General features: G+C 60.8%; 23 protein-coding genes. 8 read left to right on the forward strand and 15 right to left on the reverse strand.

Annotated elements, in window-relative coordinates; genetic code table 11:
- Nucleotides 1-52 precede the first annotated feature (52 nt).
- Together E4P00_RS05490 and E4P00_RS05495 are read left to right on the forward strand one after the other, a co-directional pair.
- Complete coding sequence (locus E4P00_RS05490; protein WP_005791905.1) at nucleotides 53-1,447, forward strand: MFS transporter; 1,395 nt, start codon at nucleotides 53-55, stop codon at nucleotides 1,445-1,447.
- Between the two features lie 9 nt (nucleotides 1,448-1,456).
- Nucleotides 1,457-1,972, forward strand: coding sequence for a single-stranded DNA-binding protein (locus tag E4P00_RS05495; protein WP_005791904.1), 516 nt, complete (start codon nucleotides 1,457-1,459; stop codon nucleotides 1,970-1,972).
- Nucleotides 1,973-2,077: 105 nt separating this feature from the next.
- Here E4P00_RS05495 and E4P00_RS05500 read toward each other — a convergent pair whose 3' ends face one another.
- The 10 genes from E4P00_RS05500 to E4P00_RS05545 all read right to left on the reverse strand — a co-directional run bounded on the left by E4P00_RS05500 (nucleotide 2,078) and on the right by E4P00_RS05545 (nucleotide 12,633).
- Nucleotides 2,078-2,689, reverse strand: coding sequence for a LysE family translocator (locus E4P00_RS05500; protein ID WP_032879215.1), 612 nt, complete (start codon nucleotides 2,687-2,689; stop codon nucleotides 2,078-2,080).
- 86 nt (nucleotides 2,690-2,775) lie between these two features.
- The gene (locus E4P00_RS05505; protein ID WP_005791901.1) at nucleotides 2,776-3,405 is read right to left on the reverse strand and encodes a LysE family translocator; all 630 of its coding nucleotides are present in this window, start codon (nucleotides 3,403-3,405) and stop codon (nucleotides 2,776-2,778) included.
- A gap of 77 nt (nucleotides 3,406-3,482) precedes the next feature.
- Entirely contained in the window at nucleotides 3,483-4,091 is a 609-nt protein-coding gene (locus E4P00_RS05510) for a formyltransferase family protein (protein WP_177464533.1), read from the reverse strand.
- A 60-nt stretch (nucleotides 4,092-4,151) separates the two neighbouring features.
- Nucleotides 4,152-5,471 (reverse strand): aspartate aminotransferase family protein, encoded by a 1,320-nt coding sequence (locus E4P00_RS05515; RefSeq protein WP_078822461.1) that lies wholly within the window; start codon nucleotides 5,469-5,471, stop codon nucleotides 4,152-4,154.
- Nucleotides 5,472-5,497: 26 nt separating this feature from the next.
- A complete protein-coding gene (locus tag E4P00_RS05520; protein ID WP_005791897.1) occupies nucleotides 5,498-5,641 on the reverse strand; it encodes a hypothetical protein in 144 nt (47 codons plus the stop codon).
- 31 nt (nucleotides 5,642-5,672) lie between these two features.
- Complete coding sequence (locus tag E4P00_RS05525; protein WP_248130874.1) at nucleotides 5,673-7,514, reverse strand: carbamoyltransferase; 1,842 nt, start codon at nucleotides 7,512-7,514, stop codon at nucleotides 5,673-5,675.
- Nucleotides 7,515-7,603: 89 nt separating this feature from the next.
- Nucleotides 7,604-8,227 carry a LysE family translocator gene (locus tag E4P00_RS05530; RefSeq protein WP_032881200.1) on the reverse strand — a complete coding sequence of 208 codons (624 nt, stop codon included), beginning with the start codon at nucleotides 8,225-8,227 and terminating at the stop codon, nucleotides 7,604-7,606.
- Between the two features lie 13 nt (nucleotides 8,228-8,240).
- The gene (locus tag E4P00_RS05535; protein ID WP_005791891.1) at nucleotides 8,241-9,284 is read right to left on the reverse strand and encodes a hypothetical protein; all 1,044 of its coding nucleotides are present in this window, start codon (nucleotides 9,282-9,284) and stop codon (nucleotides 8,241-8,243) included.
- A 17-nt stretch (nucleotides 9,285-9,301) separates the two neighbouring features.
- On the reverse strand, nucleotides 9,302-11,506 hold the full coding sequence (locus E4P00_RS05540) for an iron-containing redox enzyme family protein (protein WP_248130876.1): 2,205 nt from the start codon (nucleotides 11,504-11,506) through the stop codon (nucleotides 9,302-9,304).
- Between the two features lie 119 nt (nucleotides 11,507-11,625).
- Complete coding sequence (locus tag E4P00_RS05545) at nucleotides 11,626-12,633, reverse strand: SGNH/GDSL hydrolase family protein (RefSeq protein WP_005791889.1); 1,008 nt, start codon at nucleotides 12,631-12,633, stop codon at nucleotides 11,626-11,628.
- A 316-nt stretch (nucleotides 12,634-12,949) separates the two neighbouring features.
- On the opposite strand from E4P00_RS05545, the gene E4P00_RS05550 reads away from it, so the two are divergent.
- Nucleotides 12,950-14,419, forward strand: coding sequence for a PLP-dependent aminotransferase family protein (locus E4P00_RS05550; RefSeq protein WP_078822458.1), 1,470 nt, complete (start codon nucleotides 12,950-12,952; stop codon nucleotides 14,417-14,419).
- An 86-nt stretch (nucleotides 14,420-14,505) separates the two neighbouring features.
- A complete protein-coding gene (tam, locus tag E4P00_RS05555) occupies nucleotides 14,506-15,267 on the forward strand; it encodes a trans-aconitate 2-methyltransferase (protein WP_103735408.1) in 762 nt (253 codons plus the stop codon).
- 21 nt (nucleotides 15,268-15,288) lie between these two features.
- On the opposite strand, the gene E4P00_RS05560 is transcribed toward tam, so the two are convergent.
- On the reverse strand, nucleotides 15,289-15,852 hold the full coding sequence (locus tag E4P00_RS05560) for a cysteine hydrolase family protein (protein WP_078822456.1): 564 nt from the start codon (nucleotides 15,850-15,852) through the stop codon (nucleotides 15,289-15,291).
- A 96-nt stretch (nucleotides 15,853-15,948) separates the two neighbouring features.
- Between E4P00_RS05560 and E4P00_RS05565 the strand changes: the two genes are divergently transcribed.
- The 3 genes from E4P00_RS05565 to E4P00_RS05575 all read left to right on the forward strand — a co-directional run bounded on the left by E4P00_RS05565 (nucleotide 15,949) and on the right by E4P00_RS05575 (nucleotide 18,946).
- Nucleotides 15,949-16,920 carry a GlxA family transcriptional regulator gene (locus E4P00_RS05565; RefSeq protein ID WP_248130878.1) on the forward strand — a complete coding sequence of 324 codons (972 nt, stop codon included), beginning with the start codon at nucleotides 15,949-15,951 and terminating at the stop codon, nucleotides 16,918-16,920.
- A gap of 171 nt (nucleotides 16,921-17,091) precedes the next feature.
- Nucleotides 17,092-18,201 carry a DUF3182 family protein gene (locus E4P00_RS05570; protein WP_248130880.1) on the forward strand — a complete coding sequence of 370 codons (1,110 nt, stop codon included), beginning with the start codon at nucleotides 17,092-17,094 and terminating at the stop codon, nucleotides 18,199-18,201.
- Nucleotides 18,191-18,946, forward strand: a complete 756-nt coding sequence (locus tag E4P00_RS05575; protein WP_032879226.1) for an alpha/beta fold hydrolase — start codon at nucleotides 18,191-18,193, stop codon at nucleotides 18,944-18,946. Before E4P00_RS05570 ends, E4P00_RS05575 begins: the two co-directional genes overlap by 11 nt.
- Before the next feature lie 3 nt (nucleotides 18,947-18,949).
- On the opposite strand, the gene E4P00_RS05580 is transcribed toward E4P00_RS05575, so the two are convergent.
- The 4 genes from E4P00_RS05580 to E4P00_RS05595 are packed head-to-tail and all read right to left on the reverse strand — an operon-like array spanning nucleotide 18,950 to nucleotide 22,854.
- A complete protein-coding gene (locus tag E4P00_RS05580; RefSeq protein ID WP_005791882.1) occupies nucleotides 18,950-19,906 on the reverse strand; it encodes a lysylphosphatidylglycerol synthase domain-containing protein in 957 nt (318 codons plus the stop codon).
- A complete protein-coding gene (gene clsB, locus E4P00_RS05585) occupies nucleotides 19,896-21,158 on the reverse strand; it encodes a cardiolipin synthase ClsB (protein WP_032879228.1) in 1,263 nt (420 codons plus the stop codon). The genes E4P00_RS05580 and clsB overlap by 11 nt, the downstream gene beginning before the upstream one ends.
- Nucleotides 21,155-21,931 carry an endonuclease/exonuclease/phosphatase family protein gene (locus tag E4P00_RS05590; protein ID WP_078822453.1) on the reverse strand — a complete coding sequence of 259 codons (777 nt, stop codon included), beginning with the start codon at nucleotides 21,929-21,931 and terminating at the stop codon, nucleotides 21,155-21,157. The genes clsB and E4P00_RS05590 overlap by 4 nt, the downstream gene beginning before the upstream one ends.
- A complete protein-coding gene (locus tag E4P00_RS05595) occupies nucleotides 21,928-22,854 on the reverse strand; it encodes a DUF72 domain-containing protein (RefSeq protein WP_248130882.1) in 927 nt (308 codons plus the stop codon). Before E4P00_RS05595 ends, E4P00_RS05590 begins: the two co-directional genes overlap by 4 nt.
- A 269-nt stretch (nucleotides 22,855-23,123) precedes the next feature.
- On the opposite strand from E4P00_RS05595, the gene E4P00_RS05600 reads away from it, so the two are divergent.
- On the forward strand, nucleotides 23,124-25,202 hold the full coding sequence (locus E4P00_RS05600) for a mechanosensitive ion channel domain-containing protein (RefSeq protein WP_248130884.1): 2,079 nt from the start codon (nucleotides 23,124-23,126) through the stop codon (nucleotides 25,200-25,202).
- Nucleotides 25,203-25,242 lie beyond the last annotated feature (40 nt).

Raw genomic sequence — 25,242 nt, forward strand, 5'->3', positions numbered from 1 at the left:
TCTCACTCGATGGGACTGGTAGAATCGCCGCCGGTTCACACGAGGTTTTTCCATGCACGATCCCCACAGCGAACGCATGAGTAGCGGCGAGACCCGAGCGGCAAGCGGTCTGGCCCTGGTGTTCGCCTTCCGTATGCTGGGCATGTTTATGGTGTTGCCGGTGCTGGCGACCTATGGAATGGATCTCGCAGGCGCTACCCCCGCGTTGATCGGCCTGGCGATTGGCGCCTATGGCCTGACCCAGGCGATTTTTCAGATCCCGTTCGGGATTATTTCCGACCGCATTGGCCGTCGCCCGGTGATTTATCTTGGCTTGATCGTGTTCGCCCTTGGCAGTGTGCTTGCGGCCCAGTCCGATTCAATCTGGGGCGTGATTGCCGGACGCATCCTGCAAGGCGCCGGGGCGATTTCCGCCGCGGTCATGGCCTTACTGTCGGACCTGACCCGAGAACAGCACCGCACCAAGGCCATGGCCATGATCGGCATGACCATCGGTCTGTCGTTCGCCGTGGCCATGGTGGTCGGCCCGTTGCTGACGAGCGCTTTTGGTCTGCACGGGTTGTTTCTGGCCACTGGCGGCCTGGCCCTGGTCGGGATTGTGATCGTAGCCTTTATGGTGCCGCGCTCTACCGGCACGCTGCAGCACCGAGAATCGGGCGTCGCACGTCAGGCGCTGCTGCCGACGCTCAAGCACCCGGACCTGCTGCGCCTGGATTTAGGTATCTTCGTATTACACGCAATGCTGATGTGCAGCTTCGTCGCCTTGCCCCTGGCCCTGGTGGAAAAAGCCGGCCTGCCCAAGGAGCAGCATTGGTGGGTCTACCTCACCGCGCTGCTGATTTCGTTCTTCGCCATGATCCCGTTCATCATCTATGGCGAGAAGAAACGCAAAATGAAACGAGTTTTACTCGGCGCCGTCGCGACATTGATGCTCACTGAACTATTCTTCTGGCAGTTCGGCGATAGCCTGCGGGCACTGGTCATCGGTACGGTGGTGTTTTTCACCGCGTTCAACCTGCTGGAAGCTTCGCTGCCGTCGCTGATCAGTAAAGTTTCACCGGCTGGCGGCAAGGGCACGGCGATGGGGGTGTACTCCACCAGCCAGTTCCTTGGCTCGGCGTTGGGCGGCATCATGGGTGGCTGGATGTTCCAGCATGGCGGTTTGTCGGTTGTCTTCCTCGGATGCGCCGGGCTGGCTGCACTTTGGCTGGTCTTTGCTGTTACCATGCGCGAACCTCCCTACGTCACAAGTCTGCGTTTGCCGCTATCGCCCGAGGCGATCCGCGAGGCTGGTCTGGTAGAGCGCCTGAAGGCCGTCGTAGGGGTAACGGATGCAGTCGTGGTCGCTGAAGAGGCGGCCATTTACATCAAATTGGACACCGAATTATTGGATCGCGCGACGCTCGAGCAACTGGTCAACCCAGTGCCGACAGCGCGCCCAGCCTAGGAGAACGTTATGGCCCGTGGGGTTAACAAAGTCATATTGGTCGGTACTTGCGGCCAGGATCCCGAAGTTCGCTACTTGCCTAACGGTAATGCCGTGACCAACCTGAGTCTGGCGACCAGCGAACAGTGGACCGACAAGCAGACCGGCCAGAAGGTCGAGAAAACCGAATGGCACCGCGTGTCGATGTTCGGCAAGGTCGCTGAGATTGCCGGCGAATATCTGCGCAAAGGTTCGCAGGTCTACATCGAAGGCAAACTGCAAACCCGCGAGTGGGAAAAAGACGGCATCAAGCGTTACACCACCGAAATCGTGGTCGACATGCAAGGCACCATGCAATTGCTGGGCGGCCGTCCACAGGGCGACCAACAGGGCCAGGGCGGCATGTCCAACTCGGCACCGCGTCCACAGCAGTCGCGTCCACAGCCAACCCAGCAGCCACAGCGTGAGTCGCGTCCAGCGCCACAACAGGCTGCGCCGCAACCGGCTCAGGATTTCGACAGCTTTGATGACGATATTCCGTTCTGACCCTCAGCTTTTCAGAACGTAATCCAAAAAAGCGAAGCCATTGATTTGGCTTCGCTTTTTTTATGAGCGCAGATCTTGGTGGTGCAAAAAATACAGCGCCGGAACTCAGCTCGTCTGCTGCAGCAACGGATACAGCGATATCACCAGCAACGCCGCCATGCCGAAGTTGAACACGCGTAACCAGCGCGGGTTGCGCAGCACGTTGCGCAACACACTGCCGAATCCTGCCCAAACCCCCACGCTCGGCGCATTGATCAGGGCGAACACCGTAGCGATGATCACCACGTTCATGGTGTAGCCCTGCAACGGTGTGTAGGTGCTGATTGCACCGATTGCCATCACCCACGCCTTGGGATTGACCCATTGAAACGCCGCCGCGCCCCAGAACCCCAGAGGCTTGCCTTTACCTTCAGTGTCTTCGGATGCCGGGCCCGAACGGGCGATGTTCCACGCCAGATACAGCAAGTAAGCCGCGCCCGCGTAGCGCAGGATGGTGTAGAGCACCGGATAGGCGGTAAACGCCGCGCCCAGCCCAAGCCCCACCGCCAATACCAGCACCAGGAATCCGGAGCTGATGCCCAGGATATGCGGGATGGTGCGCTGGAAGCCGAAATTAACCCCTGAGGCCAGCAGCATGGCGTTATTGGGGCCCGGGGTGACGGACGTGACAAACGCAAATAAAGCAAACGCCAGCATCAAATCAAACGACAAGGACATGGTTTTTTCCTGGAACGGGCCTTAGCACGTCACCTGCCACTCGGGTTTCGCGGTTACAGGTGTACGGAGGCCACTTAAAGTTGGAGTCAGAGCAACGAACTGAGAAAGCCGATGGCAACCATCGAGTAGAACGCTGCGCAAATCAGCCCGAAGGACTTGCGGGTCCGGGCAAAAAAAGGTTCTGCCGAATGGGCGGAAAACGCCAGGGCGTAGGTGCAGAAAATCAGGAAACCCAACAACGCACAGGCCGCCACCAGCACAAAACTCGCCCATGCCGGTGCGTTGACGCTCAGCCCCACTGTGGTCACGGTGAACCAGGTCAAGGCCGCCTTGGGGTTGGTCAGGTGAATGCCCAACCCTTGTAGATAGAAGCCCAGGTTGCGCGTCTGTTTTGCTCGCGCTTTGGCCACCGTCGTGGCGTTATGCGCCAGCGCACTGCGCACCGACTTCCAGGCCAGGAAGAACAGGTAGCAGGCGCCGAACACCTTCAGCCACAGGATGATCTGGGTGTTGGACATTAACAGCGCCGACACGCCGGCAGCGGTCATCGCGCCCCAGCACAACGACCCGGAAATAACCCCCGCCGCCAGCGCCAGGCCCGGTGTGCGCCCGTAGTTCAAGGAGGTGTTGGCGATGGCCAGGTTGCCTGGGCCCGGGCTGGCGGTGCCGATCACGTAGACCCCCAGTGCCGCTGCAAAACTTGAAAACTCAAACATAGGTGCACTCATACCCGTGGCGCCAGCGCGCAGTGAGCACCCCAAGCCACCGCGGCTTGAAGTGATGGTCAAAAAAGCTACTTGAAGCAACGATGATCCGGCTCTTGGGCGCGAATCTTCTCCATCCAGGGCTTGAGTTCCGATTGCTTGTACAGGCGCTCGCCCCAATTTTCCGGCGAAACCGGCAATGGCCGCCCCTGCAGGATGTAGTCGGTGAGCAGGTGAATGAACTGCTGCAGGCAATAGGCGCCCACGTGCAGGCGCAGCGAGGAAGCCGTCTCGGCGGGCGCGACGTTGAAGCGCGCCACATCGATGATCTGCCCGCTGTCCACCGAAGGGGCCAGGTGATGGCAGGTCGAACCGTAGGTTTCATCGTTGTAGTAGATCGCGTAATGCTGGCTGCCCAGGCCCCGATATTTGGGGGGCGCCGGGTGCAGGTTGATCGCGCCTTTGCGGGCATTCTTGTAGATGCTCTGCGGGAAGATGAAGTCGCCACGGTAGGAGATGATCCAGTCGCCTTCCCAATCATCCAGGTGATAAGGGTAGGGATCGCCCGGGTCCCAGCAAAACACCTCGAGGTTGGAGAACACGGTCTTGGCGAATTCCACGCCGTGATCACACCAGTCCATAGTGCACACCGACAGCAGGACTTTGTCCTTGCATGGTTCGATCGTCTGCATCTTCATTTCTCCCTTTCCAGCTAATGTGGGTGACAACGACCGTCCCCCGGTAAGCCCGCTCGATCGCTAGTACGCGACAGCCCTGACCACTGCATTGAAGCGCTCGACCATTTGCCCCAGTTCCCCTTCGCTGGTGATAAACGGCGGTGCGAACAGCACATGATTGCCTTGTGTGCCTTGCACTGTGCCGCTGCCGGGATAAATCAGCAGGCCGCGTTGCAGCGCCTCTTGCTTGAGGGCCGCGGCATAGGCGCCGCCGCCTCTGAATGGCGCCTTGGTGGAACGGCTCTCGACAAACTCGACGCCCACGAACAATCCGCGCCCGCGCACATCGCCAACGATATCCAGGTCAGCCAGGCTTTCCCTGAGCCAGGTGCGCAGTTGCTCACCTCGTTGGCGCACTTGCGTCAGCAGGTCTTCTTCGACGATGACTTGCTGTACCTCCAGGGCAATGGCGCAGGCCAGCGGGTGGTTGACATGGGTTTGGCCGTTGCCCAGTACACCCGAGCCACGGGCCATCACCGAATGCACCCGGTCACTGATCAACAGCGCCGAGATCGGCATGTAACCCGCCGCCAGGCCTTTGCCGACCGCGACCATGTCGGGCACGATGCCGTCGTCGGTATAGGCGAACAGCTGCCCGGTACGCCCCATGCCGGCCATCACCTCATCAAGGACCAGCAGCACATCGTGGCGCTCGCACACCGCCTTGATCTTGCGAAAATAACCGGGCACCGCAGGCACCGCGCCGTTGGTGGAGCCCACTACGGTCTCGGCAAAGAACGCCGCGACGTTCTCACTGCCCAGGCTACGAATCTTGGCGTCCAGTTCATCGGCCAGGCGCGTGGCGTACTGCTCCTGGCTTTCGTCGGGCCGTTGATCACGGTAGGCGTAGCAGGGGGAGACGAACTCGGCGGGTGCAAATAGTCGACCGAATACCGACTGGCGCTGCGGGTTGCCGGAGATGCTCAAGGTGCCCAGTGTGCTGCCGTGATAGCTCTGTTGGCGGGAAATGAACACTGATTTGTCGGGCAAGCCGCGCTCGCACTGGTACTGGTAAGCGATTTTCATCGCCAGCTCCATCACCTCCGAGCCGCCGGACAAGAACTGCGCACGCGCCAGGCCGCCACTGGCTGCCACCAGGCGCTCAGCGAGCTCCTCGGCGGCAGCGGTGGTGAAGCTGCCCGCATGGGCCCAGGCCAGTTTCTTCGCTTCGCGCTCGAATGCCGCGGCGATCCGCGGGTGCCCATGGCCCAGGCTCGACACTGCGACACCGCCGCAGGTGTCGAGGTAGCGTTTGCCCGTTGCATCCTCAAGCCAAACCCCACTCCCGCCGACCGCCAGGATCGGTGAGCTGTTGAGGTTCTTGTAGATCACTTTTGACATGGGCGCAGTTCCTCAGGCAATGGGCGTTACCGTTTACTCACAGCGTGATCCCAGGCTGTCGGCGCCTGGTGAAAGCGCCGGCCGAAACGGGAAGAGTGAAACACCGAACGCGTCAGCCCGATGGGCAGCAACACGACGATAAACATCAGAAACGCAAGAAATCTCAGCACGGTAAAAGCTCCATTGAGTTAAAGGTAAGGATCAATCCAGCGGGATCTCGCTGCGCCAGTCCACAGCCTCGACGAAGGCCGGTTGGCCGGGGCGTTCCAGCACGTAACGGCCCAAAACCAGTACGTCCATTTCGGTGCGCATGAAGCAGGCGTACGCTTCCTCGGGTTTGCACACGATGGGCTCACCGCGCACGTTGAACGAGGTATTGACCAGCACCGAGCACCCCGTGCGTTCCTTGAAACTGCGCAGCAGGTAGGTGAACGGTGCGTTGTTTTCCTCGGTCACCGTTTGCACCCGTGCCGACAGGTCGACGTGGGTCACCGCCGGCAATTGCGAGCGAATATTGTTGATACTGCCCAGCCCGCGCTCCGGGCCGCCTTCTTGCCGCGACTGCTGGGATTTGATCGAGTCGGTGACCGGCGCGACCATCAGCATGTAAGGGCTTTTTTCGCAGATATCGAAATAGTTGCCGGCGTCCTCGGCCAGCACGGCCGGGGCAAACGGGCGGAACGACTCGCGGTATTTGATCTTCAGGTTCATGGTGCGCTGCATCTCGGGGTTGCGTGCATCGCCGAGAATCGAACGCGCGCCCAAGGCTCGTGGGCCAAACTCCATGCGCCCCTGGAACCAGCCCACCACCGCGCCCTCGGCCAGGCGACTGGCAACCTGGTCATACAGCCCGGCGTCGTCATAGCGGGTGAAGGGGTAGTGGTTTTCCAGCAGGAAGCGGGCGATTTCTTCGTCGCCAAAGCCCGGCCCCAGCAGGCTGCCGCTCATGGCATCAGACTTGCCACCTTCCAGGTGCGGGCGACCGCTGTGCTTGACGGCAAAGTCCAACGCCGCCCCCAGGGCGCAACCGGCATCACCGGCCGCCGGCTGGATCCAGATCGAATCAAAGCGCCCCGAGCGGCTGAGCACGCCGTTGGCCACGCAGTTCAAGGCCACGCCACCGGCCAGGCACAGATTGCGCTCGCCGGTCTGCTTGATCGCGGCAGTGGCCAGGCCCAGCACCACTTCCTCGGTGACTTTTTGAATCGACGCGGCCAGGTCGCACTCGCGCTGTGAGATCGGGCTTTCGGGTTGACGGATCGGCCCACCGAACAACTCTTCAAAAGCTTCGCCGACCATGCGCTCACCGCGCAGGTACTCGAAGTACTTCATGTTCAGGGTGAACGAGCCGTCCTCGCGGATATTGATCAGCTCGTCGCGAATCTTGTCGGCGTAGATCGGCTGGCCATAGGGCGCCAGACCCATCAGCTTGTATTCCCCTGAGTCGACCTTGAACCCGCAATAGTAGGTCATGGCCGAATACAGCAAACCCACCGAATGGGGGTAGGAAATCGAGTTTTTCAGTTCAAGATTGGTGCCCTGGCCGTGCCAGATCGTGGTCGAATGCCATTCGCCGATGCCGTCGATGCACAACACCGCCGCGTTCTTGAACGGTGACGGGTAAAACGCCGCCGCCGCGTGGGAGCGGTGATGCTGGGAGGCCTGGGTGCGCGGCGCCTTGCCCCGGCCCAGGATTTCGAGTTGCTCGTCGACGAACTTGAGCACGTTCCACTTCCAGCGAATCCATTCCGGCATCGCATTGATGAACGTACGTGCGCCGCCGATGCCGCCGCTGGCAAACGACGAAATCACCCGGGAGAATTTTTCCTGGGGGTCTTCGTAATAAACCACCGCCTCCAGGTCATCCAGGCTGATGCCCTCGGCGTCCAGGCAATAGGCAATCGCCTGGGCCGGGAACGCCGGGTCATGGCGCACGCGAGTGAAGCGCTCTTCCTGGGCGGCAGCGACGGGCACGCCGTCCTTGACCAGGGCGGCAGCACTGTCGTGGTAGAAGGCAGAAATCCCTAAAACATAATTAGCCATTTAACTGTGCATCCTCATCACATTCCGCCAATCCATGGAGTCGCCTGCGCCAATCGAACTGCTGGCGTGTAGGCAACCTTCTCTGCGTATCAAGACCACCATTGCGCGAATGGCAGGCTTCGTAGAACCGGGATCAAGGACACCACGAGCACCAGGCTCATGGTGATATTGAACGCCTTCAAACGTTGTGGCTGGGTCAGGAAGCGCCGCAGGTACTGCCCGAAAAACACCCAGACCATCGAACACGGTGAACCGAATACAAAAAACAACAGCGCAATCAGAAACACCTGCACCGTGTACGAGCCCAAGGGCGAGGTGTAGGCCAGCACTGCGCCCACCGCCATCACCCAGGCTTTCGGGTTGACCCACTGGAACAGCGCCGCAGCGGTGAACCCCAAAGGCTTGCCTGATTGGTCACCCAGATCGGTGGTGGGGGCACTGGCAATCTGATACGCCAGGAACAACAGGTACAACGCGCCGACCACCTGCAAGCCGTCATGCAACCACGGGTACTGGCGGAACACCGCCCCGGCCCCCAACCCGACCGCCACCAGCATCAGCGGAAAGCCGATGTTGATACCGGCCACATGGCGCAAGGTACGGCCGATGCCGAAATTGGCCCCGGACGACATCAACATCACGTTGTTCGGGCCTGGCGTGACACAGGTGGCAATCACGAACAGCACGATCGAGTAGTAATCCAGTGCCTGCATGGTCATGCCCTGCTCAACGGTAATCTTCCAGCGTGCCCTGTCGACGAATGTCCACGGACACACAATGGAAACCGCCGCTCAGACTGCGCGCGTGGCGCATCTTCAGCGGTGCCACATCGATGCCGTGTTTTTCCAGTGCGCGAATCAGCGGCACTTGCTGGTCATTGATCACCGCCAGCGACGGGTTGACCATGATGAAGTTCATGCCCTGCCAGATAGAGGCACGCGGGTACGACCAGCAGTAACCGGTGTCCACCATGTCGGGGGCCCAGATGATGTCCCAGTGCTTGAACACTTCGGGCACCTGATCCTTGCCGATGCGTTCGGGGTTCAACACCACCAGCCCTGGACGCACCAGGGTGATGGTGGTGTCCAGGTGCGTACCGTCGTAGAACCCGCTGAGGGCGTGCACGCGATATTGGTCGCCGAGCACGCGCTTGAGCCACTCGTAGCCCATGCGGTTACCGCTGCGCGACACCAGGTAAAGAATGTCGCGGCCCATGCGCAGCACGTTGGCGGCATCGAAAATCGGCTCATCGTTGGCGATGATCGAGCCCTCCCGCGGGTTGACCCGGTAGGTACTGTCGGGCAGTTCCGGCTTGGGCGCGGAAATCCAGTTGGCGCCGCTGGCGAAGTACGCCTGCAGGTGTTCGCGGTAGGCAAAAGGTTCGAAGTAACGGCTGCGCAAGGCCATCGGCGCTTCAATGATGGTTTTGCCGATCGGCAGCAGAACGTCCCTTGGGCAGTAGTTGTATTCGCCGTCGGTCTTCCAGTCGCCGGTGCCGAACAGTGCCGCGTGATAAGTCTCTTTGGGCCGGCGCACGGTCACCCCATGGCCGACCAGGAAGGCGGCAAAGGCGTCCAGGTCTTCCTGTGCTTCTTCAACCAGTTGTTCGGGGTAAGGCCCTGACGGAATCTCATTGGGCGAGTCGTGGTGCTCGCTGTAGTCGAGGGCGAACAGGCCCTTGTCCGGCCGCGGCACGCGTGCGCCATGGGCAATACCCACGATCATTTCCTCGAGGGGGTCCCATTCGTTATGCACTTCTACCAAAGACATAATTGCTCCTCGTGGCGTTATTGTTCGTGGGTTTGCAGCAATACCTGCCGCGTGATCGGCAAGTGATGCAAATAGCCTTTTGAAGCCGCTGTGCGGGTTGGGCGCGGGAGTACATGGTCGGCCGATGAGAGGCGCAAGCGACGCAACATCGAGGCCCATTTGCCTGGCATCGGCGCCAGGGACTCATAGCCCACGCGCACGCGCTGCCATTGCGCGGCGACCTGCTCGGCACTGGTCAACGCACGCATGTACGCATCGATCGCATCGGCAGCCCAGGCCGAATGTCCGGTGGACACGTTATCAATGGTGTTGTGCAGGTCGACGAACGCCGTGCTGAACCCGTAGTGCCGTAAAAAGCGCCGCGCCGAACGATAGCTGCCGCCCACGCCGGACAGCTCCATCGCCAGGTTCATGCCGAGCACTTCGGGCATGAACGTCATCGGCAGTTTGCCCAGGCACAGCCAATACACGGGCAGGCGGAAGGAGTCTTCGTCCAGGCGCGGGTCTTCGGCGAATTCACGGCTACCGGTGGGGGCCAGTTCGAAATCCATGTCACGCAGGCCATCGCGATAAATTTTCGGATGATTGAGCGCCTCGATGCCGTTGCCCAATTCATCCCAATAGGTCTGGAACAGGGTGTAGCCCACGTGGGAAGACGCCAGCCCCAGGTCGGTAAAGCCTTGCAGCCACGCACCGTCGATCAGCGTCAGCGGCGCCAGTTGCAGGGTCGACTCGATGATTTCTTCACGGCTGGGCATTTGCGCCGGGTCGCTGTCATCGAACTGTTGGCCGTTCTGGTCATGCTTGTCCAGCAACCAGGCGCGCAGCACATTGGGGCCCCACTGGTCGGGCAATTGGCGCTCGGACGTCTTCAGCGACTGGCGCGAACGCTCAAGCCAACGGCTCACATAGGCATGGGCAAACTGGCGGGTGGCCGGCTGCAGCGCACGCCCCTGCAAGACAAAATAGGCTTCGCGCAGGCTCTTGGGCCAGTGTCCGGTGTCGGCAGGGCTGGCTGAGTCAGGGCGGGGCACCGTGGCGGCGCTGTCGACTGGCTGGCGTGGCAGTTGCGGCGTGGCGCCAGCCTGGGGCAACCAGTCGATCCACTGGCGAATCACGCTCAAGTCTGCCTCGCTGAAGATGCGGAACATGCGCCCGGTCGGCGCCACCAGGCTGGTGACCAGCAGGCTTTTTTTCGAGTTGCCCGGCACGATCAAACGGCTGCGCGACAGCACATCCAGCAGGGGCAACGGGTCGCGCTGCGCTTCTTCGATCCACAGGGCCAGGCTGCGCCCTTCAATCAGGTAATTCTGGTGATACACCGCGCCCACCCGCGCCAGACGCTGCATCAAATGCGCCATGGCCTGTTGGGGCGAAGTGGCGGTCAGCGAGGCGTTATACAGCCGCGCATTCCAGCGTTGCAGCGCGCCGAACAGCCAGTTGGCGCCGCGTAGCAGACGGGCCTGGCGCTCTTCGCCCTGCTCGATGATGCGGTGCGCGACCCATTGGCTGATATGGCGCAACGAAGCCGGTTCCAGGCCGGGGAATGACGCGCTCAGATCCAGCCGGCCGAGTTCCAGCGCCAGCCCTTCAAGCTGGCCCATGGCTGCCCAGCCCGGGCAAAGCCCGATGGCGCGCAAGGCCCAATCGACACCGCAGAGTTCATCACCGTAGGCATCGCTGCGCCGGCTGAGGGCAAGCAACAGCGCGGGCAGTTCGAACGCGTCGTCATGCAGGTCCGGCAGGGTCGCCAATTGCGCCGGCGCCAAGGCGTAGGTGGTCAGCTGTAGCTGGCCCAACAACGCGTTGAAGTGATGGCCGCGGGAGGCGTTCGGGTAGCCGACGCCGATGTCATGGGCAAACAGTTGCATCAGGCGCAGCTGCGCGGGGTCTTCAAATACCCCGGGTGCGCTCAGGCCCTGCAGCCAGCAGCCGAGCACCGAGGCCATCGGTGCCGAATAAACCGCCAATGCCTGGGCAAAAGCGCGGGCGTTGTGCTGTTCGACGGCGGCGGTGGCGGCGCCGGCATACGCCGACGCCTGTTCCGACTGCCACGCATCGATCCGCTGTGACAGCAGCGGCAGCTGCACCGGCTCGACGTCTTTGCCCAGCAGGGTGTCGAGGTACTCCGTATCCAGGAAACATTCAGGCTCCAGCGCCAAACGATAGAGTTCGCGCCACCTGTCGTCTGCGGGGATGCGTGTTGGAATCGAGCCATCCATAGCCATTACCTTCCAGTGCCGCGTCAGAACATCGGATAAATGGAGGAGTCAGGTTTCTTCTTCTTTTTTCCAAACAGGCGCTGGAAAAACTTCTTGATGGATTTCATGTGCAAGTCCTTTTAGCGGGTGACATCGAGAATGAGTTTTGAAACCAGGTCGTTGCCGGCATCGGTGAAATGGATGCGGTCGACGAACTGCCAGTCTTGCGGGCCCAGTGCCTCGGCCAGCAATGGCGTGATGTCGACAAACTCCACCCCCATGGCCCGCGCCCCGTCGCGCAAGCGCTGGGCGTAGGCTTCGCGCACCGAGGTTTGCAGGATGTCGCCATACACCTCGGTGAAATTACCGAGTTGGTCGAGTTCGGCAAACAGTTGCTCTTCCTCATGGCTGCCGGTCTCGCGGACCCAGCCGGCGAGCGGTTGCAGGATGAACGTCAGCTTCGCACCCATGTCGGTGGCCAGGGCGCGCCAGATATCCAGGTGCTGCAAGGTCAGGTTGGCGGCGTAGTCGATCTGTTCCTGCATCGACGGCGGCGTGGGTTGCTCGGGCTCCTGAGGCTTGCCGAACAGATTCGACAGGCTCCAGTTGCTGGCGGTCGGCTGCTGTGGCGTCAAGGCATCGAAAAACTGATGGCAGTTGAAAAACGCGCCGTGCTCGCCCCGATAGGCGTGAGGCTGACGTGCCAGGCCAAGGTTGTTGAAACCGGAGAACAGCACGATTTCATCCACCTTGGGCAGGTGGTGCCGGTTGAGGGTGAACAGCACCAGCTCTTGGGTAGAGTTGAAGCTGCGGCCGCCGAAATTGACCCAGCGCTGGCCACGGGGATCGTTCTTCGTGAGGCGCGAAGCAAGGGTCCAGCTGTCGGCGCTGGCGCCAATGCCGAACACGGTGGAGCTGCCCGCCAACAGGCGTACCGGGCCATTACCCTTGATACCGTCGACCACCGAATAGCGGGTACCCAATGACTCGGAGTAGCGAAAGCCGGATGAATCGGTGTTGACCACGGGGGAAGCATGGTCAGTGGGGTGGAAGTACATCAAATAGGGCAGCCATCGAACTTCACCGGCATCGGTGAATTTCTGTTCGTACTCGGCCATCTGCGGTGTGAGCGTCGTCCTTGTCGTCATAGCGCTTGATCCATTTGGTATTCGCTGGGCAGATTCAAACACCTGGTTGGTTTGTCAGGTGCTTGCTTTGTAGGGCATTTCTGAAAATTTGGTGCGTACAGTGCTGCTTTACTATTTTGTAACTACATTTGTACCAACCTTGTCCAAGGTCTCGTGCACTGTTATGGGACCTATCATCCCAAGGCGACGACGTGTATTGCAGATACAGCAGAACTCAATCTTTTGAATACAGATTGGGGTTTCATGCTGAAAATTTTTCAAAAAAAGGCCAATCTGTAACTTCTTAAGCGACAGATCAGAAGCTACAGTCGGGCCTATGACTCTATACCTGAACCTCGCCGAATTCATCAGCAGCCGCATCGAGCAGGGCCTGTACGGGCCCGGTGAGCGGTTGCCATCTGTACGCACCCTCAGCCATGAGCACGGCGTCAGCCTGACGACCGTGCAACAGGCCTACCGTGTATTGGAATGTTCGGGGTTGGCGGTATCGCGTCCCAAGTCGGGCTATTTCGTGCCGTCGGACCGGCGCGTGGCACCTTTGCCACAGATGGGCCGACCCATCCTGCGGCCGGTGGACATTTCCCAATGGGACATGGTCCAGGAACTGATACGCCTCGATCAAGGCGCCGGTATCGTGCAACTGGGGTGCGGTATGCCGGACATCAGCGTGCCGACCCTCAAGCCGCTGCTGACCGCCATGGCCCGTATCAGCCGGCGCAGCGACAACACCAGCCTGCAATACAGCCACATCCAGGGTGTATTGGCCTTGCGCGAACAGATCGCCCGGCTGTCCATCGATGCGGGTGTTCGCCTGACCCCGGCCGACCTGATTGTCACCAGTGGCTGTCAGGAGGCCCTGTCTACCGCAATCCGCGCGATTTGCGCGCCCGGCGATATCGTGGCGATCGCCTCGCCGAGCTATTACGGGATGATGCAGATCCTCAAGGCGGCCGGTCTCAAGGCGCTGGAGATCCCCAGCGACCCCGTGACCGGCATCAACCTGGAAGCCCTTGAGATGGCCCTGGAGCAGTGGCCGATCAAGGTCATCCAATTGACCGCCAACTGTAACAACCCCATGGGCTACATCATGCCCGACGAGCGCAAGCTCAAGCTGATCCGCATGGCCCAACGCTTTGACGTGCCGATCATCGAAGACGATATCTACGGTGATCTGTCGCATCGCTATCCGCGGCCACGCTCGCTCAAGTCCTTCGATGAAGACAACCGCGTGGTGTTGTGCAGTTCGTTTTCCAAGACCGTGGCCCCTGGCCTGCGCGTCGGCTGGATCGCTCCGGGGCGTTACCTGCCCCAGGTGCTGCATATGAAGTTCATCGGCTCTGGCGCCACCGTCACCCAACCGCAATTGGCCGTGGCCGAATTTATCGCCAAGGGTAATTACCAGTTGCACCTGCGGCGTATGCGCAAGCAATACAAGCGCAACGGCGATCTGATGAGTGAGTGGGTCAAGCGCTATTTTCCGGCGGGGACCCGCGTCAGCCAGCCTCAGGGCGGCTTTACGCTGTGGGTCGAATTGCCCGGGGAGTTCGATACCTACGCCCTCAACCGACTGTTGGAAGCGCAGGATGTGCAGGTGGCCAACGGCAATATTTTCTCGGCAGCGGGAAAATACCGTAATTGCATCCGGCTGAACTTCGCCAACCCACCCACCCGCAAGGTCGAGATGGCCGTGCAAAAGGTCGGGCAAACCGTTGGCCAGTTGATACAGATGGAGCTGGACAACCCCCTCACCGCGCAACAATGGCAGCCTCAGCCCTCTGCGTTTTGATCGGTTGCGTGCTCACTTGGCGGCATTTGTTCTCAAGGATCACAAGATTTAGGCTGTAGCCCTCTTTGACAAGAAGGAAAGCAGCGATGACCTGGTCTGCCAAGCAGTACACCCTGTTCGAACAACAGCGCACTCGCCCGGTCCGTGACCTGGTGGCGGCGATTCCCGAAACCGACGTGCGCACTGCCGTCGACTTGGGCTGCGGGCCGGGCAACTCCACAGCGGTACTGGCCGAGCGCTTTCCCCAAGCGCGAGTCACCGGCATGGACAGCTCCGACGACATGCTGGCCGACGCCCGCGAGCGCTTGCCGGCGTTGAGCTTCGAACTGGCAGATATCGGCGCCTGGAATCCAGCACAAAAATTCGATGTGATTCTGGCCAATGCCTCACTGCAATGGCTGCCCGACCACGCCGCGCTATACCCGCACTTGGTCAAACAACTGAACCCTGGCGGTACGCTGGCGGTGCAAACCCCGGACAATCTCGACGAGCCCGCCCACCGGTTGGCCCGCGAAGTGGCGGCCGACGGCCCATGGTCGGCGAAGATCGGCGCGGTCAAACACAATGAGCGGCACACCGCGAGTTACTACTACGAGTTGCTGAGCAAGCACTGCAGTACGGTGGATGTGTGGCGCACCACCTATCAGCACCCGTTGGCAGATCATGCGGCGGTGGTGGAGTGGTTCAAGGCGTCGGCATTGCGGCCCTTTCTTGCGCCGTTGACCGACGATGAAAAGGCCGCCTTCCTGCAGCAATATCAGGCGCGAATTGCCCTGGCTTATCCAGCCCTGGCCGATGGCACTGTGTTGCTGCCCTTTCCGCGCCTGTTCATCATCGCGACACGCTAACGTGATCGGCGTAAGTGGCGGTCACGCGGCCGCCGTTTGCGTCTGCAAGTATTCCTGCGCCGACATGACGCCCGCATAGCCAAATGCCAAGGATGCCATGTACGCCCCATGCACCTGCGCCGCTGGAATCACCTGGCCGTTGAATTCCTGATCGCGAGTAGCACAAGCGTCATGGATCACCGTGACCTTATAGCCCAGGTCCGCCGCCGCCCGCACCACGGCGTCCACACACATATGACTCATGCTGCCGACCACCACCAGATCGGTGATGCTGCGCTGCTCCAGCAACTCGCGCAGGTTGGTTTGGCGAAACGCATTCACAAAATGCTTGAGCACTACCGGTTCATCACCCTCGTTCAACACCTTGTCGTGCAAGCGGGCGCCGTCGGAGCCGGGCGTGAAGAACGGCGCGTCGTCGCCTTCAAACTCATGGCGTACGTGAATCACCGCATCGCCTGCTTGTCGAAATGCCTGTAGCACCTGCGCCGCCTTGTCCGCCGCGGCTTCTACGCCGTCAAGCGGCCACTTGCCCTGAGGGAAGTAGTCGTTCTGGATATCGATTAGGATGAGCGCTTGCTTGGCCATGTATGTTGCCTCCTGATGGGTTGATGGGCCCAGTATCTTAGCTGGCGCCGAGGTTGAGAATTGGCCGCACCGACAATAACAGGGGGAAAACTGACAATGGCCGTGGAACGCGCGACGCTCGAACTGGGTGTGTTGATCTATCAGGGCGCGCAACTGGCCGCCGTGCATGGCCTGACCGACCTGTTCGGGGTCGCCAATCGCATCGCCGTCGAGTACCAATCTGCGCAACTGCCGCTGCTGCGGGTCAGCCACTGGCAGGTAGACGCCCACGGCACGCCTGCGCGCGTGTTCGACAGCCACCCAGCGCCGGCCCAATCGATGATGGCTCTGCTGGTACCGCCGTCGATTGGCGAGTTCACCGAAGACCAGGCGCCGCCCGTACTGCTGGAGTGGATCCGCCAGCAGCATGCTGCCGGCACGGTGCTTGGCGGTGTGTGCATTGGCTCGATCATGTTGGCGCGTAGCGGTCTGTTGGATGGGCGTAGCGCCACCGCTCACTGGTCGTCCTCGGAGTCCTTCGCGGCCCGTTACCCGGCAGTGCGCCTGGAAGCGGATAAGCCCATCGTCGATGACGGCGACCTGATCACCACCGCCGGGCTGATGGCTTGGTCCGAACTGGGCCTGCGCCTGGTCGACCGGCTGATGGGGCCCAGTGTCGCCGCCGACACTGCGCGTTTTCTGGTGATCGAACACAGCGACAGTGCCCGCCAGTGCGGAAGCAACTTTGCGCCGATCCTCAGGCATGGCGACAGTGCGATCCTGAAGGTCCAGCATTGGCTGCAAGCCAGTGGCGCAGTGGATGTTTCGGTGGCGGCGATGGCGCAGGCGGCAAACCTGGAAGAGCGCACGTTTTTGCGCCGTTTTCGCAGTGCGACGGGGCTTAAACCCACCGAGTACTGCCAGCATCTGCGGGTCGGCAAGGCGCGGCAGATGCTGGAGTTCACCAACGGCACGATCGACCACATCGCCTGGACCGTGGGTTATCAGGACCCCAGCGCTTTTCGTGCACTCTTCAAGAAGATTACTGGCTTGACCCCCAGCGACTACCGCACCCGGTTTGGCGTTTGAATCGTGCAGAACGCAGGGGGGGTGGGGCATCGTCGTGCAGAATAGAGCAGGCTAACTGCCATCGCTTTTAGTGCAACTCATTGATTTGATAAACATCCCTCACAAAGCCGCGTTGGCCTGATCCCTGCAACTTTCCCACCACACACATGGCGGGATAGCCAAGGGGGACGCATGACCCCGACAAATCGCAACAAATTGGTGGTCGCACACTCGACGCGCGAAGGTGCGCCATTGCATGAGGTTGAAACCAACCGCGCATTGGCCCGCTGGCTGGCGCAGATATTGGGGCTCAAGTTTGGTGGCAGTTACGACCCCCAGATGCACGCCGGTCGCGAGCTGTACCTGCTACCCACGCAAACTCTGGTCGGTCCCGCCCTGGCGTTGAAGCTTGACGTCAGAGGGCCGCAAGATTTGTGGGGGGGCTATGTCGATCACGATTTCATTTGTACCAAAGCGATCAGCCACGGCCTGTTGAGCCCTGAAGCAAAGGCACCTGAAGGTTGGTCGCCGATCTTCTGCGAGCGCGTACGCGACGTTGTGTTGGATGGCTTGAGTGTGTTCGCCCTGGAAGACGCCAAGCCCGCCGCCGCGCGCTTGCTCTATATTGGCCCGATCCGTATGAAACCGGTGCACGCCTGTGCTGGACGGGGCCAGGAAGTTATCCACAGTCTCGATGAGTTCGACGCGATAGTGGCGCGTCCTGACGCCGCAAAGTTGTTCAGCGCCGGCGTGGTGCTGGAACAAGACCTGCACGACGTGGTTACCCACAGCGTGGGCCAGAGCTTTATCGGTGAGCACGTATTCAGCTATTGCGGCGAGCAATACCTGACCCGGGACGGGCAGGGCGAGGAGGTCTACGGCGGCTCCAATTTGCTTGTCGTGCCCGGCTACTATGAAGACTTGCTGCAATTGGCCCTGCCTGACGATGTGCGGCAAGCCATCGAGCAAGCCCGGGTTTTCGATAATGCTGCCGACGAAGCCTACCCGGGGTTCTACGCCTCACGGCGCAATTACGACATCGCCCAGGGCCTGGACAGTAACGGCCAGCGCCGTAGCGGCGTGCTCGAACAGTCCTGGCGCATGGGCGGGGCCAGCAGCGCGGAAGTCGCGGCGCTGCAGAGTTTTATCAACAACCCGAGCCTCAAGGCCATCCGCGTGTCCTCGGTGGAAACCTACGTGGATCAAGCGCTGCCGGCGGATGCCATTGAGGTGTACCGAGGCCCGGCCGAAAACAGCGACTTTCTTCTCAAGTATGTGACGGTTCAATCTTATGACGGCTAGAAGCGAGAGCATCAGTATCGATGTAGATGATGAACAGATGAGTGGGACATTCCTCAGCCCCAAGTCCAAAGTGCCCGGCGTATTGTTTGTGCACGGTTGGGGCGGCAGCCAGGAGCGCGACCTGGAACGCGCCAAAGGCATCGCGGGGCTGGGTTGTGTATGCCTGACCTTCGACCTGCGGGGGCACGCCGGCACCGGCATTCCCTTATCGCGCGTCACCCGCGAAGACAATCTGCGCGACCTGCTGGCCGCCTACGACCGGCTGCTGTCCCACCCGGCCATCGACACCTCGGCAGTGGCGGTGGTGGGCACCAGCTATGGCGGATACCTGGCGGCAATTCTCACTTCGTTGCGCCCCGTGCGTTGGCTGGCGCTGCGGGTGCCCGCGCTGTACCGCGACCAGGAATGGCTCAAGCCCAAGCGTGAGCTGGATAAAGCCGACCTGATGGATTACCGCGGCACGTTGGTACGTGCCGAAACCAACCGTGCCCTGCACGCCTGCGCGCAATTTACCGGTGATGTGCTGATTGTGGAATCGGAAACCGACGACCATGTGCCCCATGCCACCATCATGAGTTATCGCGCGGCGTGCCAGCAGACTCACTCCCTGACCCACCGCATCATCGACGGCGCGGACCATGCCTTGAGCGACCCGGTGTCGCAACAGGCCTATACCTCGATCCTGGTGGACTGGATTACCGAAATGGTAGTGGGTGAGCGGTTGAGCATTATCCAATCCCGATAGACGTTAAGCGGGTGTCTTCTTCACCCGCAACGCCTTGGCCTTGGCCTCCACCCCCAGGTACATCACCAACGCAATCAGCAATGGGCAAATAAAGTAGATTGCCCGATACGCGATCAACCCGGCCAGCAGACTCCCGCGCGACGCCTCATGCTGCAACAACCCGATAAACACTGCCTCCAACACCCCAAGCCCGGCGGGTATATGGGTGACCACACCGGCAATCGCGCTGATCAGCAACACGCCCAATACCAGCGGGTAATCGAGTTTGGCGGGCAGCAAGGTAAAAATAACCGCTGCCATGAGTGACCAGTTCAAGGCGCCCAGGGCCAGTTGCAGGCAGGCCATGCGCAGCGACGGCAAATTGATCTCGATGCCGCGGATCGACCACGCACGTTTTTTCGAAAACCGGCACGCCGCCAGGTAACCCAGGCTCGCGATCACCAGCAACACGCCCACACCTTGCAGAGCGCCGGTGCTGAGCTTCCAACCCGGTGGCAGGGTGACCAGCCCGCTGCTGAACACTACCCCGGCCAAGGCCATATAGCCGAACCAATTGGTGGCCAGGCTCAGGCCGAGGATCTTGGCGATATTGCTGGTGCTTACCCCCAATCGCGAATACAGCCGGTAACGCATGGCGATGCCGCCGACCCAGGCGCTCAGATTGAGGTTGAACGCATAACTGATAATGCCCACCGGCAGGATCTGCTTCCAGCGCAGGGGCTGGCGAATGTAGGTCCGTCCGATCAGATCGAAGCAGGCGTACACGATAAAACTGCACAGCGTCAGCGCGCCGGCGATCAGCAATGTGCTGACTTTGAAGTCGCTCAACGTCTGCAGCACTTCGCTCCAGTCGATGCGCCGGGCAAGCAGGGTGAAGAGCACGATCAGCAGCAGGAAGAACGCAATGGTCAGGGGCTTCTTCCAGCGCTGGAACCGTGAGCCGTTTTTCTCAGACGTCATGGGCCGGACTCTCAATGGGTTTCAAACGCGGCTTGTGTGCCGGCAACCAACTCGCCAGCGCGGGAAAGTGGCGCATGACATGGAACACCAGAAACCCCACGGTCAGGCGCCACAACCACAGGCGCGGCTTGCGCTTGGCCGGCATGGTCTGGCAATGGTCTCGTGCCAGGGCTTCCAGGCTCTGGTACAGCTGCTGGTTGAAGGCGCGGTCACGAATCAGCACGTTGGCTTCCAGGTTCAGCGCCAGGCTCAGCGGGTCGAGGTTACTTGAGCCCACGGTGCTCCATTCGTCGTCCACCAGCGCCACTTTGCCGTGCAACGGGCGTTGGCAGTACTCGTGAATCACCACGCCATCCTTGAGCAGATAGTCGTAGAGCATGCGCGCCGCCAGCTTGGCCAGCAGCACGTCGGGCTGGCCTTGCATGATCAACTGCACCTGCACGCCCCGGCGCGCTGCGTTACGAATCTCGCGCAGCAAGCGATAGCCGGGGAAGAAATAGGCATTGGCAATTACCACCCGCTGCCGGGCCTGGCTCAAGGCGTGGATATAGGCTTCTTCGATGTCGTCGCGATGCTGGATATTGTCGCGATAAATCAGGCGCACCATCCCGTCGCCGTGCTCGTCTGCCCATGGCGAAGGCCGTTGCTGGCGTCGGCGCCAACCTCTACGGGCGCGCACCTGGCGGCCACTTTGGGCGAGGGCGAAATGGTGCAAGTCGGCCACTGCCGGGCCGATGATCTGTACCGCGTAATCCTGCTTGGCTTCGGGGCCGAAGTCCCCCAGGTGATCAGCGGAAAAATTGATCCCGCCGATAAACGCCACGCTGGCGTCCACCACCACGATCTTGCGGTGCAGGCGACGAAACCAGTTGGTGCGAATGCCGAGGGTTTTGGATGCCGGGTCAAACATCTGCACGATCACGCCGGCTTCAGCCAGTGCGCGCAGAAAGGCCGGGCTCAGTTCGCCGCAGCCGAAACCGTCAAGGCTGACCACTACCTTGACCCCGCGTTGCGCCGCTTCGATGAGAATGCCTTGCAGCTCATGACCGACCTTGTCTTCAAAGAGGATGAAGGTCTCCAGCAGGATTTCCCGCTGGGCGTCGCGCATGGCCTCGAACACCGCGGGAAAATAGGCCTCGCCATTTTCCAGCAATTGCACACGATTGCCGCTCTGCCAGCCGTAGTCCAGGTCGCGGGCCTTGCTGTCATCCGGCGGCTGGTCGGTGGCGATATGTTCTACCGCAATGCTCATAACTCAATCTCCACCGACAGGGGCACATGGTCTGACAGGTGCGACCACGGCCGCGTGGTGAGCACGCGCGGGTTGTGGATGGTCAGGTTGCGCACATAGATGCGATCCAGCGGCAGTAACGGCAGGCGTGCCGGAAACGTACGCGCAGGCTTGCCGTGGGCGTGGATGAACACCTCCTGCAGGCCGCTTTGACTCAGGTCGGCCTTTTGCCGCCAGTCATTGAAATCGCCGGCGACCACCAGGGGCGCATCCGCCGGGATCTGGCCAATACGCTGCTCAAGCAAGCGCAGTTGCTGTTGGCGATGTACCTCGCGCAAGCCCAGGTGGATGCAGATGGCATGCACCTCGCGTTCGCCGCCCGGCAGGCGCAGTACGCAATGCAGCAGGCCGCGGTTCTCATGGCCGCTTTGGGAGATGTCGAGGTTGTCGTAACGAATGATCTGGAATTTTGACAGCAGCGCGTTGCCATGGTCGCCATGGGGGTAGACCGCATTGCGACCATAGGCAAACTGCGGCCAGATGCTGTCGGCGAGAAATTCGTACTGCGGCATCTTCGGCCAGTCGCTATAGCGCTTGGGATGGCGCTCGTGGGTGCCGTGGATCTCTTGCAGGAACACCATATCGGCACCGACGCTGCGCACCGCTTCGCGCAGTTCGGGCAGGATGAAGCGTCGATTCAGGGCGGTGAAGCCTTTATGGATATTCACCGTCAGCACGGTAAAACGCGTGATGGCGGTGGTGGGGGGCACGGGGATCAGCTCGGGGTGAGTCATGGCAACACTCCCGGTTCCGGCAACTGCCCGGGTGCCGTGAGCAGGTGCTTGTCCAGCCCGAAGCGCTGTAACAACTGGCGCGCATCGAAAGGCGCGCGCACCTTGATGTCATTGTCGAAAAAGCAGAACACGTCACGCTGTTTGCGCACGCGGGGTTTGCGTTGCGGGGCGACAAGGTGCGCATCCGCCGGTTGTTTGCCGTGCGCCCAGCGCTCGATACGGTCACCCCAGCGTTTGAGCGCTTCATCGGTATAGCCACTGGCGTAGAGCTGCTTGTCGCCGTGTAATCGTAGGTACATGAAGTTGGCGGTGACGTCTTCGATATAGGGCCACTTGCCGGCGGTGTCAGCCACTACGAGGGCAACACCGTACTTGTCCAGCAGCTGCACAAACTCCGGTACCGCAAAGCTCATGTGGCGAATTTCCACGGCATGGCGCAAGGGTTTTTTGCCATAGGCTTTCATGCTTGCCTTGCCGTTCAGGCGCGGCTCGTGCTGGCGGGCGAGGGCGGCGGCCTGTTGGGTGTTGGTGGGTAAATCGGCCAGGAAGGCTTCGAACAGTGCGGCGTCGAATTTGAAGCTGGGCGGGAACTGCCAAAGGATTGGACCGAGTTTTTCTTTGAGCTCCAGCACCCCGGAGGCGAAGAAATTGGCCACGGGCATGTGCACCTCGCGCAAGCGCAGGATATGCGTGACATAGCGTGGCGCCTTGACGCTGAACATGAATCCCTCAGGCGTATCGGCGTACCACTGCGCATAGCGCTTGGGGGTTTGCAGCGCATAGAAAGAACCGTTGATTTCAATGCTGCTCACGGCGCGTGACGCAAACTGCAACTCGCGTTTCTGGGTCAGCCCGTCGGGGTAGAAGTCCCCGCGCCAGGGCGTGTAGCGCCAGCCGGAAATGCCGATATGAATCGCCGCCATGGTTGCTCCTGTGGAGGTGGGGTGCGTTATGGGATGACTGCGATATTTGGCGGAAAGTTTCCACGTTCCTACAGACGGTACGGGGTGCGAAATGTGGGAGGGGACTTGCCCCCGATAGCGGTGCATCAGTCATGAAGTTGCTGACTGACAGCCTGCTATCGGGAGCAAGCCCCCTCCCGCAATTTGAATCACATGCCCGCAAACACAGGGAACGATCAAGGCTCAAACCCGTCAGTTCCTTACAGACCCTTCTGAAGGAGCCCGCTGTTTTGCTGAATTTAAAGACTGCATTACTGCTAGGGGCGCTGCTGTTCTGCGGCAGCGGCGCATTGCAAGCTGCTGCCACCGCGCCTGAGTCCGACGCGGCGGCCAAGCCCGAGTTGCTGGTGGAGGGCGGCCTGCTCGGGGCCATCAGTTCCAGCATTGATGATGTGCAGCAGAAGCTCGATCTGAACCAGAACTTTATCGACGAGTGGCGCCTGCGGGCCGACCGGGCCGCGAATGAAGTCGGGCGGCTGGTCGACCAGACCGCCGCACGCTCGCCGTGGAGTGTGGCCGGGGATTTCCTGCTGTTATCCGCCGTTTGGGTGGGTGCTTTTGCGCTGCTGACGTTACTGGGGCGCTTTATCGTGCGGCGCTTGAGCCTGCGCGCCTTTTTTTGCCGGCGGGCACGCTTGCTGGGCGTGCTGGGGTATGTGGTGCCTTACACCATCCCTGCGGTTATCTGCCTGCCATTGACGCTGTATGTCAGCCATTTTCTCGCCTCTTCCGTAGGACGGGCACTGGCGCTGTGTTTTGCCTACGCCACCAGTAGCGGCATCTTTTCCACCTCCATGCTGCTGTGCGTGATCGTCATGTTCAATGTCGGCCACAAGCGCCCGGCGGTGCAGATCATTCGCGACTATTGCCCCAAACCGCTGTTCCTGATCGGCTTCCTTGCCGCTCTCAGCGACGCGCTCACCAGCCCGCAGATCGCCCGGCAGCTGGGCGGCAACATCACCAGCAGCGTTGCGGTGTTTACCGGGCTGTTCGCGACAGTGATCTTCGGTGTGCTGGTGGTTCGCCTGCGTCGCCCGGTGGCGCATTTGATTCGTAACCGGCCGTTGGCGCAGCGCCTTAAGCATCCGGCGTTGCAGCAATCGCTGCGGGTATTTTCCGGGCTGTGGTATTGGCCGATCCTGTTGATGGTACTGGTCTCGGCGATCAACTTGATCGGTGCCGGCGACGATAATCAAAAGGCCCTGCGCTGCGCCTTGTTGACCACCATCCTGCTGATCGGCACGGTATTTCTCAGCACGGTGCTGCAACACTTGTTCAAGTCGCGCAGCCAAGTGGCGATACAGCGCAGCAGTGCCTACAAGGAGCGCTTTCTCAGCCTGTTGCACGCGATATTGCGCATTGTGATGGCCATCGCTTTTATCGAGATACTGGGGCGTATCTGGGGCGTGTCGCTGTTCGAGTTTGCCCAGCGCAACTCAGTGGGCCGTGCGATCAGCGATTCGCTCAGCAGTATCGGCCTGATCCTGCTGATGACGTGGCTGTTCTGGGTGGTGCTCGATACGGCGATTCAGGAAGCGCTCAAGCCGCCGGTGAACAAACGCTCCAGCCGCCAGCCCAGTACGCGGGTCAAAACCATCCTGCCGCTGCTGCGTAATGCGGTGAAAATCATTCTGGTGGTCATCTGTGCGATCACCACCATGGCCAATCTGGGCATCAATGTCGCGCCGTTACTCGCGGGTGCGGGGGTGGTCGGCCTGGCGATTGGTTTTGGCTCCCAGCAGCTGGTGCAGGACGTGATCACCGGCCTGTTTATCATCATCGAAGACACGCTCTCCATCGGCGACTGGGTGGTGCTCGATTCCGGCCACGCCGGTACCGTCGAGGGCTTGACCATCCGCACCCTTCGCCTGCGCGACGGCAAGGGCTTTGTGCATTCGGTACCGTTCGGGCAGATCAAGGCGGTCACCAACCAGTCGCGCCAATTCGCCTATGCGTTCTTCTCGGTGCAGTTCACCTACGACACCGACGTGGACAAGGCCGTGGAGCTGATCCGTGAAGCAGGCCAGTCGATTCGTGACGACGTGTTCCTCAAGTACAACCTGCAAGGGCCACTGGAAGTGTTCGGCGTGGACAAGATGGACCTCAATGGCGTGGTGCTCACGGCGCAATTCCGCACGGTATCGGGTGGGCAATATGCGGTGAGTCGAGCGTTCAATCAGCGCTTGAAAAAGCTTGTGGATAACTGTGACGAGGTGCATTTTGCGCAGACTTATCCACAGCAGGTGTTGTTGCCCAAGCGTGTGGCGCAGGAGGATGAGCCAGAGGCCGAGCAAGCCAGGCCGCAATGATGAGAGTGGCTGTTCCGGCCCCATCGGGAGCAAGCCCCCT

It is taken from the genome of Pseudomonas sp. B329 (assembly GCF_023127835.1).
In the GTDB taxonomy this organism is placed as follows: domain Bacteria; phylum Pseudomonadota; class Gammaproteobacteria; order Pseudomonadales; family Pseudomonadaceae; genus Aquipseudomonas; species Aquipseudomonas synxantha_A.

Excerpts from the sequence above, each read along its gene's own strand:
- E4P00_RS05490 (WP_005791905.1), top strand. The coding sequence starts at position 53 with ATGCACGATCCCCACAGCGAACGCATGAGTAGCGGCGAGACCCGAGCG.
- E4P00_RS05495 (WP_005791904.1), top strand. The coding sequence starts at position 1,457 with ATGGCCCGTGGGGTTAACAAAGTCATATTGGTCGGTACTTGCGGCCAG.
- E4P00_RS05500 (WP_032879215.1), bottom strand. The coding sequence starts at position 2,689 with ATGTCCTTGTCGTTTGATTTGATGCTGGCGTTTGCTTTATTTGCGTTT.
- E4P00_RS05505 (WP_005791901.1), bottom strand. The coding sequence starts at position 3,405 with ATGTTTGAGTTTTCAAGTTTTGCAGCGGCACTGGGGGTCTACGTGATC.
- E4P00_RS05510 (WP_177464533.1), bottom strand. The coding sequence starts at position 4,091 with ATGAAGATGCAGACGATCGAACCATGCAAGGACAAAGTCCTGCTGTCG.
- E4P00_RS05515 (WP_078822461.1), bottom strand. The coding sequence starts at position 5,471 with ATGTCAAAAGTGATCTACAAGAACCTCAACAGCTCACCGATCCTGGCG.
- E4P00_RS05525 (WP_248130874.1), bottom strand. The coding sequence starts at position 7,514 with ATGGCTAATTATGTTTTAGGGATTTCTGCCTTCTACCACGACAGTGCT.
- E4P00_RS05530 (WP_032881200.1), bottom strand. The coding sequence starts at position 8,227 with ATGCAGGCACTGGATTACTACTCGATCGTGCTGTTCGTGATTGCCACC.
- E4P00_RS05535 (WP_005791891.1), bottom strand. The coding sequence starts at position 9,284 with ATGTCTTTGGTAGAAGTGCATAACGAATGGGACCCCCTCGAGGAAATG.
- E4P00_RS05540 (WP_248130876.1), bottom strand. The coding sequence starts at position 11,506 with ATGGATGGCTCGATTCCAACACGCATCCCCGCAGACGACAGGTGGCGC.
- E4P00_RS05545 (WP_005791889.1), bottom strand. The coding sequence starts at position 12,633 with ATGACGACAAGGACGACGCTCACACCGCAGATGGCCGAGTACGAACAG.
- E4P00_RS05550 (WP_078822458.1), top strand. The coding sequence starts at position 12,950 with ATGACTCTATACCTGAACCTCGCCGAATTCATCAGCAGCCGCATCGAG.
- tam (WP_103735408.1), top strand. The coding sequence starts at position 14,506 with ATGACCTGGTCTGCCAAGCAGTACACCCTGTTCGAACAACAGCGCACT.
- E4P00_RS05560 (WP_078822456.1), bottom strand. The coding sequence starts at position 15,852 with ATGGCCAAGCAAGCGCTCATCCTAATCGATATCCAGAACGACTACTTC.
- E4P00_RS05565 (WP_248130878.1), top strand. The coding sequence starts at position 15,949 with ATGGCCGTGGAACGCGCGACGCTCGAACTGGGTGTGTTGATCTATCAG.
- E4P00_RS05570 (WP_248130880.1), top strand. The coding sequence starts at position 17,092 with ATGACCCCGACAAATCGCAACAAATTGGTGGTCGCACACTCGACGCGC.
- E4P00_RS05575 (WP_032879226.1), top strand. The coding sequence starts at position 18,191 with ATGACGGCTAGAAGCGAGAGCATCAGTATCGATGTAGATGATGAACAG.
- E4P00_RS05580 (WP_005791882.1), bottom strand. The coding sequence starts at position 19,906 with ATGACGTCTGAGAAAAACGGCTCACGGTTCCAGCGCTGGAAGAAGCCC.
- clsB (WP_032879228.1), bottom strand. The coding sequence starts at position 21,158 with ATGAGCATTGCGGTAGAACATATCGCCACCGACCAGCCGCCGGATGAC.
- E4P00_RS05590 (WP_078822453.1), bottom strand. The coding sequence starts at position 21,931 with ATGACTCACCCCGAGCTGATCCCCGTGCCCCCCACCACCGCCATCACG.
- E4P00_RS05595 (WP_248130882.1), bottom strand. The coding sequence starts at position 22,854 with ATGGCGGCGATTCATATCGGCATTTCCGGCTGGCGCTACACGCCCTGG.